The 13,429-nt window shown below is 35.6% G+C and carries 13 protein-coding genes; 6 read left to right on the top strand and 7 right to left on the bottom strand.

Annotated elements, in window-relative coordinates:
• The first annotated feature begins 67 nt into the window (after positions 1-67).
• From OO712_RS01365 to OO712_RS01345, 5 genes are all read left to right on the top strand, one after another.
• Positions 68-1,615, top strand: a complete 1,548-nt coding sequence (locus OO712_RS01365; protein WP_109877030.1) for a pyridoxal-phosphate dependent enzyme — start codon at positions 68-70, stop codon at positions 1,613-1,615.
• A gap of 3 nt (positions 1,616-1,618) precedes the next feature.
• Positions 1,619-2,074 carry an ASCH domain-containing protein gene (locus tag OO712_RS01360; protein WP_109877009.1) on the top strand — a complete coding sequence of 152 codons (456 nt, stop codon included), beginning with the start codon at positions 1,619-1,621 and terminating at the stop codon, positions 2,072-2,074.
• Positions 2,075-2,136: 62 nt separating this feature from the next.
• Entirely contained in the window at positions 2,137-2,700 is a 564-nt protein-coding gene (locus tag OO712_RS01355; protein ID WP_048115071.1) for a TATA-box-binding protein, read from the top strand.
• Positions 2,701-2,724: 24 nt separating this feature from the next.
• Entirely contained in the window at positions 2,725-2,946 is a 222-nt protein-coding gene (locus tag OO712_RS01350; RefSeq protein WP_109877031.1) for a hypothetical protein, read from the top strand.
• Between the two features lie 61 nt (positions 2,947-3,007).
• The gene (locus OO712_RS01345; RefSeq protein WP_109877010.1) at positions 3,008-3,592 is read left to right on the top strand and encodes a hypothetical protein; all 585 of its coding nucleotides are present in this window, start codon (positions 3,008-3,010) and stop codon (positions 3,590-3,592) included.
• On the opposite strand, the gene OO712_RS01340 is transcribed toward OO712_RS01345, so the two are convergent.
• Positions 3,582-4,274 (bottom strand): hypothetical protein, encoded by a 693-nt coding sequence (locus OO712_RS01340; protein WP_109877011.1) that lies wholly within the window; start codon positions 4,272-4,274, stop codon positions 3,582-3,584. The two genes, OO712_RS01345 and OO712_RS01340, sit on opposite strands and share 11 nt — an antisense overlap.
• A 104-nt stretch (positions 4,275-4,378) precedes the next feature.
• Complete coding sequence (locus OO712_RS01335) at positions 4,379-4,555, bottom strand: hypothetical protein (protein ID WP_200829075.1); 177 nt, start codon at positions 4,553-4,555, stop codon at positions 4,379-4,381.
• Between the two features lie 125 nt (positions 4,556-4,680).
• Here OO712_RS01335 and OO712_RS01330 point away from each other — a divergent pair, with 125 nt between their 5' ends.
• A complete protein-coding gene (locus OO712_RS01330; RefSeq protein WP_200829076.1) occupies positions 4,681-5,022 on the top strand; it encodes a P-II family nitrogen regulator in 342 nt (113 codons plus the stop codon).
• A gap of 151 nt (positions 5,023-5,173) precedes the next feature.
• On the opposite strand, the gene OO712_RS01325 is transcribed toward OO712_RS01330, so the two are convergent.
• From OO712_RS01325 to OO712_RS01305, 5 genes are all read right to left on the bottom strand, one after another.
• Complete coding sequence (locus tag OO712_RS01325) at positions 5,174-5,413, bottom strand: Lrp/AsnC family transcriptional regulator (RefSeq protein WP_109877013.1); 240 nt, start codon at positions 5,411-5,413, stop codon at positions 5,174-5,176.
• 137 nt (positions 5,414-5,550) lie between these two features.
• Positions 5,551-6,513 carry a tRNA dihydrouridine synthase DusB gene (gene dusB / locus OO712_RS01320; RefSeq protein ID WP_109877014.1) on the bottom strand — a complete coding sequence of 321 codons (963 nt, stop codon included), beginning with the start codon at positions 6,511-6,513 and terminating at the stop codon, positions 5,551-5,553.
• 58 nt (positions 6,514-6,571) lie between these two features.
• Positions 6,572-8,743, bottom strand: a complete 2,172-nt coding sequence (locus OO712_RS01315; protein ID WP_264953755.1) for a thrombospondin type 3 repeat-containing protein — start codon at positions 8,741-8,743, stop codon at positions 6,572-6,574.
• Positions 8,744-8,822: 79 nt separating this feature from the next.
• On the bottom strand, positions 8,823-10,994 hold the full coding sequence (locus OO712_RS01310; protein WP_264953754.1) for a thrombospondin type 3 repeat-containing protein: 2,172 nt from the start codon (positions 10,992-10,994) through the stop codon (positions 8,823-8,825).
• An 11-nt stretch (positions 10,995-11,005) separates the two neighbouring features.
• The gene (locus OO712_RS01305) at positions 11,006-13,384 is read right to left on the bottom strand and encodes a thrombospondin type 3 repeat-containing protein (RefSeq protein ID WP_109877415.1); all 2,379 of its coding nucleotides are present in this window, start codon (positions 13,382-13,384) and stop codon (positions 11,006-11,008) included.
• Between the last annotated feature and the right edge of the window lie 45 nt (positions 13,385-13,429).

The raw sequence follows: 13,429 nt of genomic DNA, 5'->3' as shown, positions 1-13,429 counted from the left end.
AATTCCCACTATTTTTCCTATGAGATATTTTATATGAGATTACAGACGAAACAGATTGAAGAGAAAATTGAACGAAAATCAAAGTAATAACGTTGACAATACACTACTGCAAAAATTTGAACAAGAAATATGGAATAAAATACCTCACATAGAAGAAACAAAGGTTGTCAACCCAACACCATTAGTTGATCTTACAGAAGATTTCAAAGAATGTGCCAAAAGTGTCTACAAATTAGATCTTGGGGATAATTTGAAAGTTTATGGTAAATTTGATTCTACATTACTAAGTGGTTCAATCAAAGTAAGAGCTGCGGCTCATATCATTCATGATGCAATAATTTCTGGAAAACTAAAAGGAAATCAAACGGTGATTGAAGCTACTTCAGGAAATTTTGGAATAGCACTTGGACAATTATCAAAGATCGGAATGAAAGTAGTTGCACTTGTATCAAGAAAATTACAAGAAGGAGTATTCAAGGAATTAAGAAACGAAAATATTCGAATTATGGATTTAGATATGGATATTTGTCCAGCACCAGGAATGGAAAATAAAGCAGATGAGTTAGCTGCAAAAGCAACTGCAGGAAACATCAGATCACAGTTATCAGAACTAGGATTTAATCCAGAAATTTTTGATATAAATATTCAAGAAATTGAGAAATTATTGGCAAAACAAGACATCATAAATTTGGCAAGGTTTCTTGCAAAAATTTATGATTTATTCTGTCCAGAACAATATGATAACGAATTGAATATCGATATCCATAGAACTGTAACTGCGAAAGAGATTGATCAACAATTGCATGAAAGTGGAGATTCATTGGAAAATTATCAAATTATTTGTTCATTTGGAACTGGTGGTACATCTGGAGGTTTGAGTCAATACATGGCTGAAAAATATGAAAAAAAATCAATACATGTTGTCTTTCCTAGTCCAGGTCAAGATGTCGCAGGAATTAGAACCAAGGCAAAAGCTGCAGGCTTGTCATTATACAAACCAGACACATATGCCGCAGAGCATGAAATTGATTTTGAAAAGGCAAAATTCCTTTTGAAGTTTTTTGTAGATAAGGGTCACGACATAGGTGAAAGTACAGCACTAGAATTATTCGCTGCAATGCAAATGGCAAGTTCAGGAATTAATAAAAAGTTTGTAATAATAGTAGCTGACGGAATTGGAAAATACAGAAAGAATTTTGAGCAAATTTCAAAAAATAAGATTCCAATGACCGTTTCTTTAGAAGATGCATCATCAACAGTGAATGACTATGATAGAATTATCTGGGTGCATACACAATACACTCCTAAAGAAGAGGGAATTGAGATGCTTGCAAAATCATTAGGTGTGGATAAATCAAAAATTTCTGTACCTAAAGCAAGAACCATCAACGAGTTATTATCAACACAGCAAATCCCAGATGAATTAAATAAAGAACTAGACGGTTCTAAAGGGAAATCGTTGTTAGTGTGTATGGCTGGAAATACCTCACTCATGACTGCACAGGTACTAGCAAGTAAAGGAATAATCACTCAAAGTTTGAATGGAGGAATAACAAATTTGCCTGCAGGTAGAGGCAAAAATCCAGGTGAATTCATTAAAGCAGCTACTGAATAAATCTTGAAATGTCTTTCAGTTTCTCAACCATTTGCGGATTTAATTATTTCAGGAAAAAAAACTATCGAATTACGAAAATGGAACACTAATTTTCGTGGTGAATTTTTGATTCACGCACCATTAAAAATTAGAGTAGAAGATTGCAAGAGATTAAAGATGAATAAGAAATTTGTAACAGGAGCAATTATTGGAAAAGCTGAAATTTATGATGTAAAAAAATACAATTCAATTAGAGAAATAAAAATGGATCAAAAATTCCATTTAGCATCAAAAAATTTTCATGATAAAACTTTTGGATTTAGATTGAAAAATGCAAAATCATTGCGAATTCCAATTACATGCAAAGGCCAACTAGGATTCTTTGATGTAGATATCCCTAAAACAAAAATCAAAAACACAGAGATAGTGTCAGAGATTATCGATGAAGAATATCGTTACCAATGGATTGGACATCATTAAGACTCAAAGTTTTTCAAAAAGTTGACTAGTATATATAAAGGCGCTATTTAAAGTCCCTCGTTATGCCTCAAACAAAACCAATTGTTAGTGTTGAAAATGTTGTTGCTTCAGCATCAGTAGATCAAAAAATTGATCTTAATGATATTACAGAAAAATTTCCAGATACAGAATATCATCCTGAACAATTTCCAGGACTGGTTTTCAGATTGAAGAGTCCTAGAACTGCAACATTGATTTTTAGAACAGGAAAGATGGTGTGTACTGGTGCAAAATCAGAAGAGATGGCAATCAAAGCTGTAAACACAGTTGTTCAGAAATTAAGAAAGGGGAAAATCAAAATAAAAAAAGACGCAGTCATTACAGTTCAAAACATAGTTGCCGCAATTAATCTTGGAGGAAAAATTCACTTAGAAAAAGCGGCAAGAACTTTACCAAGAAGCATGTATGAACCAGAACAATTCCCAGGACTAATACATAGAATGCTTGATCCAAAAACAGTGATATTGTTATTTGCATCTGGAAAATTAGTGTGTACTGGTGCAAAAAAAGAGTCAGATGTTTATCGTTCAGTGCATAATTTGCATGCTTTATTAGAAGAAAAAAATCTAATGATTTATGATCAATAATTCAAAATTCACATATTTTTGAAATTGTCTGAAGATAGATTTGATAATGAGAAGAGAAAATTAACCCCAGACACAGGATTTAATTTGGTTAGTATTGATTATTTTGCAGAGCCTGGTAATCAGTTATACTTGGTGGAACATTTTGAAATGTATCAAGATGCACTAAATGCCAAAAAAGATAGAAAAAATCCTGAAGAGTACTTTGTATTGTATAAAGGAGCTGGAGAGGAATTTTTATGCAGATAAATCATCAACTGTACTAAATTTTACAAATCCGCTTATCATTCAGTTAAAAACTTGAAAATTTATGGCCAATGATACTAGTGATTTAATTGATACACTATATAAAAAAGATAATTCAATTCAGTCTGAGCACATATCTCAACAAATTATTCGTAAAAGTCCAAAGGCAAAATACCAGATTTTTGATGAGTCAGAATTTACACATGGAAGAAAAGTATTAGGTAATCTAATTGTTCATGGAATGATTGCCTCAGGTGGAACGGATATTGACTGGCTCATAGAGCACAAAGGAGGGTTTGTCATCTTAGAATTCAAGGGATTTCATAATGATAAAATCAACATTGCAAAAGGACAAATGATTGCTTATGAAAAATTGCATGAGAAATTAAATCAAACCACAAAATGCTATCTTTATGTTGTTGGATGTGACGACATTGATTTTTCAAATCCAGATTCAACAGTATGGGTTTTTGAAATGAGTCAATGGAGAGACGGGATCATTCCTAAGAATACTATCGATATTTACAGTGAGGAGAATAAACAAAATAAATACATTGTTTATCGTGAATACATGGAAGAAATTAGTGTAGAAAAACTAAGAGATTTGGTAGATTCACATTGGAATGAATTTGAAAAAATTACGCTTTAAATGCAAATGTAATTGATTTTGTTTCTTTGCCATTATCTACTTTGATTGTATATGTACCAGAATTTTCCCATCCTTGTCCTCCAGCAATAGCTAATGTGGAGTATGCTCCATTGCTTTTTAGGGACACTTGTTCTGCCCATACAAGCTCATTGTTTGGATTTTCTATTGAGAGATTTACAGTCCCAGAAGTGTTGGACACACCACTAATTGAAATCAAATCTTTTTTGTTATAAGATGATAAATCAGATTGAATGGACAATGTAACTGGAACAGTAGTGGTTGGTGTTTCTACTTTTGGAGACATATCAAAACTAAATGATGCTGCAACTCCGATAATTATTATCAATGCAAGACCCGTAATGCCCAACATTATTTTCGAATTTTTTGATTTCAAATAGGATTTTCGTGGTGGTTCTTGTTGAAATGTTTGCATTTTTTGGATAGATTGAGTTTGGGGTATCGCCACATCAGGAGTTATTGGTTTTTGTTCTATTGTTGGTGTTCGAAGTATTTCGGGCCTTTTTCCTAAATGTTTTTCTGCAAGTTTTTGAACATAGGTTCTTTCATAATTACTAATTACTTCGTTATTTTCACAAGCTCGGTAAATTTGCTTGAGTATTCTATCATCTCCAAAATCTTTATCTAAAAGTGCCTTGACGTCATCAAGTAAAGAATCATTCATGTGTATTTTCCCTCCTATTGATTATTTATGAATACCTTGTTTAAGATTTCTATGGAATTCTTTCATGAAAATATACAGTTTGTTTCTAGAGAAAATTTTAGAATTTATTGTGAATGAATTTTTTGGGCTTGAATAATTACGGTTCTGATGTAGTCCTTGGCAGTATTATCAGATATGCCCATCTGTTTGGCCCTCAAAAAAAGATCACTTTCTTTGGGATTCACCAGATAATATTTTAAAAGATAATTGAGTCTGTGAGATCTTCTTTCGTCATTTTTCATATTTTTGATTTATTCTAATATTAAAAAGCCAAGTGGATAATGAAATAACCAATAATTCCATAGTATCATAAAATTAAGATAAAAACATATGATCTTTTTTAAACAATAGTTAAAAACAAATGAAAATGAAACGAATTGAGGCAACTATTCAAGCTACCAAGATAGGAGCTGTCACTGAGGCAATAAATGACCTTGTAGGAGGATTTACCATTCTTGAAGGAAAAGGTAGAGGTTCCGGAATAAGACAACAAGTCAGATCAGGTAGAGGAACAGGTTCAATCACCAAAGACTACAATTCAGTTGCAACTGTAAGTACAATTGTTGATGATACAGATGTAGAAAAGGTTTCAAACGCAATTACTGATGCAGCTTTTACCGGAAAAGGTGGAGATGGAATTATTGTTGTATCAAATGTTGAAAATGTTACGAACATAGCAACCAAAAAGAGTGGTTCTGAAGCCCTCTAATTATTTTCTTTTATAAAATAAAAAAATTTTTTATTTGAAATGGACTACTGAGAGGATCTTAACCTCTCAGTGTGGGATCCCTTTGGGGGACATGTTTTTTGAAGGGATACATTATATTGCAATTTAAGTATAAAAGCAAATGATTTTGATTCTATTGTTGTCCTTCAATTCCCATTAATGTAAGAGTTGAACGTATCTTTGGAATTTTTCTAATTTTCCATGTAATAGTTTCACGTAATGCTTCTACTTGTCCTGATTCAACTTTGGCCAAAATGTCATACGCACCAAAAGTTCCATGTACTTCCTTAACACCTTCAATGGATTTTAATTCTGAAATCACTGCTTCTTCAGAACCAAGCTCACAGTTTATGAGAACATAAGCTGTTGCCATTATGATTCAACTCCAATTTTCATACATAAAATGACATTATGAAATATATAAGAATAGTCAAAAATACTTAAAAATTCAATACTAATTTAGGTGAAATCATAAACAAACGTAAGAGAAAACACTATAATTTTATAAATTTAAGACTCAAAATACGCATCGGTCATAATTTTTTCTAATTCGGCAATGTTTTTTGAAATGGTGATCTTGGAACGTAATTTAGAACCTCCTTTCATTCCTTTGGTGAATCTCATTGCCTGACTCTTAATATTTGCAAATTTGATTTTGTATCTAACAGTTAGATGAAGATAATCAAAAAAGGAATCCAATCTATCTTTGAAAGAGTATTCATGATAAGAGTTGGTTTTAAAATAATCATTAATTTGTTCAAATAAAAAGGGATTTCCCATTGCGCCACGACCTATCATTACATAGTCACAACCAGTTTCGTCAATCATATTTTTAGCATCTTCAGGGGTAGTAATATCACCATTCCCAACTATTGGAATGTTAGAAATTTCTTTGAGTTCTTTGATCATTTTCCAATCAGCGCTTCCAGAATATCCTTGACTAACAGTTCTGGGATGAAGAGTGATCATCTGAATACCCTCATCTTCTGCAATTTCAGCAATGTCTCTAAATAGAAATTGACTTGCATTTGTTACTCCAGAACGAATTTTTAACGTTACAGGTTTTTTCACAGCATTAACTAAAGTACTAAAAATTTGCTGAGTAAGGTTTACTTCTTGTAAGAGAGCACCGCCGGCCATTTGTTGAGTAATGTGCGGTGCAGGACAACCCATATTATAATCAATTATATCAAAATAGGGCTCTACAATTTTTGCAGCTTTTTCTAATGCAACAAGATCAGAACCAAATAACTGAATCGATAAAGGACGTTCTTCCTCAGAGTATTCAATAAAATTTTGTATTGTTTGCATATTTTCCTTAAGTTGCTTTTCTTTTGCAATAATACTGTGAATATTTGTAAATTCGGTGACAACCAATCCAGCTCCCATTTTTTTGCATTGTAATCTAAGAGCAGGATCACTCACTCCTGCCATGGGAGCTAGAAATGCCCTACTAGAAAATTTTGGAAGCATATGATAACTTTAGAGCATCAATATATTTACTATTAAAATGTGTGAATTAAATTTAGCATTAATTGTCTGGGCAGCCATCAGTGTCTCTATCACCATCATAATCTTCAGGATCTAGAGGACATAAATCCTTATCATTGATTATGCCATCAAGATCATCATCATGGACAAATCTCTGTTGTTCAGGAGCAATATCTGGGCAGCCGTCATAATCATTATACTTGTTCCAGGTTTCAGGCTCAGTTGGACAGGAATCAATTCCATCATGATAGCCATCTCCATCTGAATCAATTCTTGTTGGTGTTGTGGATTGAGCAGCTAATACATCTGGGCAGCCGTCCCAATCCAAATATCCATTAAAGTTCTCCTGATCATCAATACATGCATCTTTTCTGTCATCAATGCCATCACCGTCAGTATCTGGGAAAGTAAATGATGACACATTTGAACCAGTAGCGTCAGGACAGCCGTCTTCATCTTGATAATAGTTGTAGGTTTCAGGTTCTAGTGGACATGTATCGGACACGTCAATAATTCCATCTCTGTCAGAATCAAGAGTTGAATGATAATTATCGGGACAGCCGTCTTCATCTTGGAATCCATTAAATGTTTCAGGTTGGTTTGGACATGAATCTATATTGTCAACAATTCCATCACCGTCAGAATCAGCTGTTGGTTTATTATCAAAAATGGTATCAGGACAGCCGTCTTCATCTTGGAATCTATTGTAAGTTTCTCTAGCATTTGGACATTGATCAATATTATCTGGAATCCCATCAAAATCAGAATCACCAAATGAGTCATATGCTATAGTATCTGGACAGCCGTCTTCATCTTGGAATCCATTATATCGTTCAGCAATTGTTGGACATTCATCAAATATGTCAGGAATCAAATCATAATCAATATCAGATAATGCAGATTTTGATATTCCTGGAACATCTGGGCAGCCGTCTTTATCCAAGTAATCATTATAGTTTTCTTGTTCATCAAGACATGCATCCCATCTATCATCTATACCATCACCATCAGCATCTGGAAATACATATGACGAAATGGTTGGATCTGTAGTATCAGGACAGCCGTCACCATCTTTGAAAAAATTATAAGTTTCAGGTTCAAATGGACAATCATCTAAAGTATTTGGGATTCCATCCATGTCAGAATCAAGTGTAGTATTTAGTTTATCTGGGCAGCCGTCTGAATCCAAAATACCATTGTAAGTTTCAGGTTGGTTTGGACAATGATCTAAATTATCAACAATTCCATCACCATCGCTATCATATGTAGAAGAATTGTCTCCTATAAAATCAGGACATCCATCTTCATCTTGGAATTTGTTGTATGTTTCTTTATTGTATGGACAAACATCAAATTGATTTAATATTCCATCACCGTCAGTATCTCCAGATATTGCATATTCAACTTCATCTGGGCAGCCGTCATCATCTTGGAATCCATTAAAATTTTCACGTTCTAGTGGACACATATCTACTGAATCTAGTATACTATCATAGTCAGAGTCAATTAATCCATTAGATGATGCACCAATTACATCTGAACATCCATCCCAATCCAGATAGCCATTATAATTTTCAGGCTCATTTAAACACTGATCCCACCTATCATCAATACCATCACCGTCGGTGTCTGGAAAATTATATGGTGAATATGCATCATCTACAGTATCTGGGCAGCCGTCTTCATCCAAGTAAAAATTGTAAGTTTCAGATTCAAGTGGGCATTCATCTAATGTATCAGATATGCCATCTCTGTCAGTATCTCTTAAATTAGAAGCATTATCTGGGCAGCCGTCTTTATCATCAACACCGTTGAATGTTTCAGGTTGGTTTGGACATAAATCCATGTAATCTGGATAGCCATCATTATCAGTATCAGCAATTACCTTTCCAACATCAGGAGACAAATCAGGACAACCGTCTTCATCTTGGAATCTATTGTAAGTTTCTTTTACTGTTGGACAACTGTCAATGTGATCTTGAATTCCATCATAATCAACATCATACCAAGGAACGAAATCAGCTGGGCAGCCGTCAATATTATTGCCATACTGTGGATCATAGTCTTCTAATAGATTAGGACAAAAATCAATAGAGTTTGGAACCCCATCACCATCAGTATCAATTTCTTCATTTGCATAAACGCCACTAGGCAACATACCAATGGTAGAAGTAAGTAAAAGTAAAAACCCTAAAATGTACTGTTTTTTCATTATCTCTGACACAGCTATTATCAGGTATTTATTAAGTCTCGCGTTAAATAGATTCTTAATTAGAATTTACAAAGTATGTTTATGGATCAGGGCAGCCGTCTGTGTCTCTATCACCATCATAATCTTCAGGATCTAGAGGACATAAATCCTTATCATTGATTATGCCATCAAGATCATCATCATGGACAAATCTCTGTTGTTCAGGAGCAATATCTGGGCAGCCATCCCAATCCAAATATTTATTCCAAGTTTCAGGTTCAGTTGGACAGGAATCAACTACATCAGGATAACCATCACGATCTGAATCTGCATAAACAGGAGTTGTTGATTCTGCACCTGGTATGTCAGGACAGCCATCCCAATCTAGATAATCATTAAAGTTCTCTGGTTCATCAATGCATGAGTCCCATCTGTCTATGATTCCATCACCGTCAGTATCTGGGAACTGGTATTGTAAGGTGGTAGTGTCAGCAGTGTCAGGACAGCCGTCTTCATCTTGGAATTTGTTGTAAGTTTCAGGTTGGTTTGGACATTCATCAAAGAGGTCTGGAATTCCATCCATGTCAGAATCTATCTTATATGATTGCTTGTCAGGGCAGCCGTCTTTATCTTGGAATCCATTAAATGTTTCAGGTTGGGTTGGACACAAGTCTAAGTTATCAATGATGCCATCACCATCAGTATCAAATGCAAACTTGTTGTCTGCAACATAGTCAGGGCAGCCGTCTTCATCTTGGTATCTATTGTAAGTTTCTTTAGCAAATGGACACTGATCTAAATCATCATAGATGCCATCAAAGTCAGAATCGGCCACTGTTTGGAAATCAATGCTGTCAGGACAACCGTCTTCATCTTGGAATCCATTGTATCTTTCAGCAATTGTTGGACACTCGTCTAGATGATCCGCTATACCGTCATAATCAGCATCAAGCATATCACCAGCAGTTGTTCCCTTAATGTCAGGACAGCCATCCCAATCTAGATAATCATTAAAGTTCTCTGGTTCATCAATGCATGAGTCCCATCTGTCTATGATTCCATCACCGTCAGTATCTGGGAACTGGTATTGTAAGGTGGTAGTGTCAGCAGTGTCAGGACAGCCGTCTTCATCTTGGAATCTATTGTAAGTTTCTTGCTCAAGTGGGCATTCATCATCTACATCTAGGATTCCATCCATGTCAGAATCTATCTTATATGATTGCTTGTCAGGACAGCCGTCTTTATCTTGGAATCCATTAAATGTTTCAGGTTGGGTTGGACACAAGTCTAAGTTATCAATGATGCCATCACCATCAGTATCAAATGCAAACTTGTTGTCTGCAACATAGTCAGGGCAGCCGTCTTCATCTTGGTATCTATTGTAAGTTTCAGGACTAAAAGGACACAAATCATTCTGATCTAAGAGCCCATCACCATCTATATCACCAACTAATTTGTAAAGAATAACGTCTGGGCAGCCGTCTGTGTCTTCAAATTTATTGTAATTTTCACGATCTAAGGGACATTCATCCTTATCATCTGGAATTCCATCAAAATCAGCATCTGGCGCTTTCAAAGAAATAGCACCGGGTATGTCAGGACAGCCATCCCAATCTAGATAATCATTAAAGTTCTCTGGTTCATCAATGCATGAGTCCCATCTGTCTATGATTCCATCACCGTCAGTATCTGGGAACTGGTATTGTAAGGTGGTAGTGTCAGCAGTGTCAGGACAGCCGTCTTCATCTTGGAATCTATTGTAAGTTTCTTGCTCAAGTGGGCATTCATCTAATGTATCAGATATGCCATCTCTGTCAGTATCTCTTAAATTAGAAGCATTATCTGGGCAGCCGTCTTTATCATCAACACCGTTGAATGTTTCAGGTTGGTTTGGACATAAATCCATGTAATCTGGATAGCCATCATTATCAGTATCAGCAATTACCTTTCCAACATCAGGAGACAAATCAGGACAACCGTCTTCATCTTGGAATCTATTGTAAGTTTCTTTTACTGTTGGGCAATCATCTATGTGATCTTCAATTCCATCATAATCTGCATCATACCAAGGAACGAAATCAGCTGGGCAGCCGTCAATATTATTGCCGTACTGTGGATCATAATCTTCTAATAGATTTGGACATTGATCAATATTATTTGGAACTCCGTCTCCATCAGTATCTATTCCTTCTGCAGCAAAAACACCACTAGGTAGCATGCCAATAGATGAGGTAAGTAAAAGTAAAAATCCTAAAAGAAATTGTTTATTCATTCTGATAACACCTATGGGTCAGGGCATCCATCAGAATCTGTGTCACCATCATAATCTTCGGGTTCAAGAGGACAGAAATCTAGATCATCAGTAATATTATCCAAGTCAGCATCATGTTTGTATCTTGATTGTTCAGGTACAATATCTGGGCAGCCGTCGTCATCTAGATATTTGTTCCAAGATTCTTTATCATTTGGACATAAATCGTTATCATCATAGATTCCATCACCGTCAGTATCTATTCTTATATTTCCGGTTGGTAATGTGTCAGGACATCCGTCATAATCAACATATTTGTTCCAAACTTCATTTTGTGTTGGACATAAATCCATCACATCTGGTACACCATCTCCATCTGAATCAGGTTGAGTGTCATCAACATCTGGGCATCCGTCGTCATCCAGATATCCATTGTAGTTTTCAGCAACAAGTGGACAATCATCATTGACATCAATAATTCCATCATTATCAGTATCAATTACAAATGATTTGAATACAGTATCTGGGCAGCCGTCGTCATCTTGGAATTTATTGTAAGTTTCCTTGGCAGTTGGACATGCATCAATGGCATCTGGAATGCCGTCTAGATCACGATCATTCTTTCCAATATAGGTGTCTGGACAACCATCTCTATCAAGAATTCCATTATAGGTTTCTGGTTGGTTTGGACAATGATCATTGTAATCATTAATTCCATCGCCATCAGTATCAGGTATTCCCTTGTTATCGGCCACAGAATCAGGGCAACCGTCTAAGTCTTGGAATTTATTGTAAGTTTCTGGAGCTAATGGACATTGATCTTGTGAATCAACAATCCCATCATAATCAGAATCCAAACTTGTAATATAATCAGGATAGTCAGGACATCCATCATCATCTTGGAATCCATTGTATCTTTCTCTATCAAGAGGACATTGATCTACTGAATCTAGTATTCCATCAAAGTCTGAGTCAGATTCTGAAGGATTATCAGGACAACCGTCGTGATCTTGGTATCTATTCCAAGTTTCAGAAGATGTGGGACATTGATCTAAATCATCTCTAATTCCATCTCCATCTGAATCTAACACTGCAACATCAGGGCAGCCGTCTTCATCTTGATATCCATTAAATGTTTCAGGTTTTAGTGGACATTTATCATTCAAGTCAGTAATTCCATCTCCATCAAAGTCCATTGCAGATAATCCAGAGACACTGTCAGGACAACCGTCATCATCTTGGAATCCATTGTAGATTTCTTTGGAGGTTGGACATTTATCTAGACCATCGGGAACACCATCTCTATCTCTATCTTGTGTAGAGATAGTATCAGGACAACCGTCTCTATCAAATATGCCATTGAAAGTTTCTGGTTGGTTTGGACAAAGATCTGAATAATCATTAATTCCATCGCCATCAGTATCTGGCATATCTTTACTAGTACCAACATAATCAGGGCAGCCGTCTTCATCTTGGAATCTATTGTAAGTTTCTTTTACTTGTGGACACTGATCAATGCTGTTAGGAATTCCATCAAGGTCAGAATCAACATCACTAGAATAAGGAGGAACATCAGGACAACCGTCTTCATCTTGGAATCCATTATACCTTTCTGGTTCTAATGGACATACATCATTAACGTCCATTATTCTATCACCATCTGCATCATTTAACGTACCATCAAATGAAGGAGCTGAATCAGGACAACCGTCATAATCAGCAAATCTATTGAAAGTTTCAGGTTGGTTTGGACAAATATCAAACTGGTCTGCAATTCCATCACCATCTTTATCATTAAATGAAGTATCTAGTAAAACATCAGGACAACCATCTGTGTCTCTGTAACCATTGTATACTTCAGGTTCTGTCGGACACAGATCAATTTTATCTTGTAATCCATCATTGTCAGTATCAATAAAAGTAAAATCATTAACAGAATCAGGGCAGCCGTCTTCATCTTGGAATCTATTATAAGTCTCAGCAGCTAGTGGACATTTATCTGCAGCATCTGGAACACCATCCCTATCTCTGTCACCAGATCCATATGTATCTGGACAACCGTCTGTATCAAGAATTCCATTAAATGTTTCTGGTTGGTTTGGACACTTATCTAGGGTGTCAACAATACCGTCACCATCTGAATCAGGTAATCCACCTTTTCCTCCATCAGGGGAAAAATCAGGGCAGCCGTCTTCATCTTGGAATTTGTTGTAACGCTCTTTGAGAGTAGGGCATTGATCTATATGATCTTCTATTCCATCAAAGTCTTCATCATACCATGGAACAAAATTGGAGGGACATCCATCTATTGCACCTTCATAATCTTCTTGCAAATTTGGACAAGCGTCAACGGAATCATCAACTCCATCGTTATCCAAGTCATCATCAGCAAAAGCTGGGTTGAGTGGCATACTAGTTAATGTCGTTACAAGCAACAATAGGAACGGTAAAATGTG

Source organism: Nitrosopumilus zosterae (assembly GCF_025998175.1).
Taxonomy (GTDB): Archaea; Thermoproteota; Nitrososphaeria; order Nitrososphaerales; family Nitrosopumilaceae; genus Nitrosopumilus; species Nitrosopumilus zosterae.
Note: the sequence above shows the minus strand (reverse complement) of the source record. Positions and strands in the feature narration are given on the sequence as shown.

What these genes read in the sequence shown, in the direction of transcription:
- OO712_RS01315 (WP_264953755.1), bottom strand. Translation starts at nt 8,743, where the DNA reads ATGAAAAAACAGTACATTTTAGGGTTTTTACTTTTACTTACTTCTACC.
- OO712_RS01355 (WP_048115071.1), top strand. Translation starts at nt 2,137, where the DNA reads ATGCCTCAAACAAAACCAATTGTTAGTGTTGAAAATGTTGTTGCTTCA.
- OO712_RS01305 (WP_109877415.1), bottom strand. Translation starts at nt 13,384, where the DNA reads ATGCCACTCAACCCAGCTTTTGCTGATGATGACTTGGATAACGATGGA.
- OO712_RS01325 (WP_109877013.1), bottom strand. Translation starts at nt 5,413, where the DNA reads ATGGCAACAGCTTATGTTCTCATAAACTGTGAGCTTGGTTCTGAAGAA.
- OO712_RS01310 (WP_264953754.1), bottom strand. Translation starts at nt 10,994, where the DNA reads ATGAATAAACAATTTCTTTTAGGATTTTTACTTTTACTTACCTCATCT.
- OO712_RS01340 (WP_109877011.1), bottom strand. Translation starts at nt 4,274, where the DNA reads ATGAATGATTCTTTACTTGATGACGTCAAGGCACTTTTAGATAAAGAT.
- OO712_RS01335 (WP_200829075.1), bottom strand. Translation starts at nt 4,555, where the DNA reads ATGAAAAATGACGAAAGAAGATCTCACAGACTCAATTATCTTTTAAAA.
- OO712_RS01330 (WP_200829076.1), top strand. Translation starts at nt 4,681, where the DNA reads ATGAAACGAATTGAGGCAACTATTCAAGCTACCAAGATAGGAGCTGTC.
- OO712_RS01345 (WP_109877010.1), top strand. Translation starts at nt 3,008, where the DNA reads ATGGCCAATGATACTAGTGATTTAATTGATACACTATATAAAAAAGAT.
- dusB (WP_109877014.1), bottom strand. Translation starts at nt 6,513, where the DNA reads ATGCTTCCAAAATTTTCTAGTAGGGCATTTCTAGCTCCCATGGCAGGA.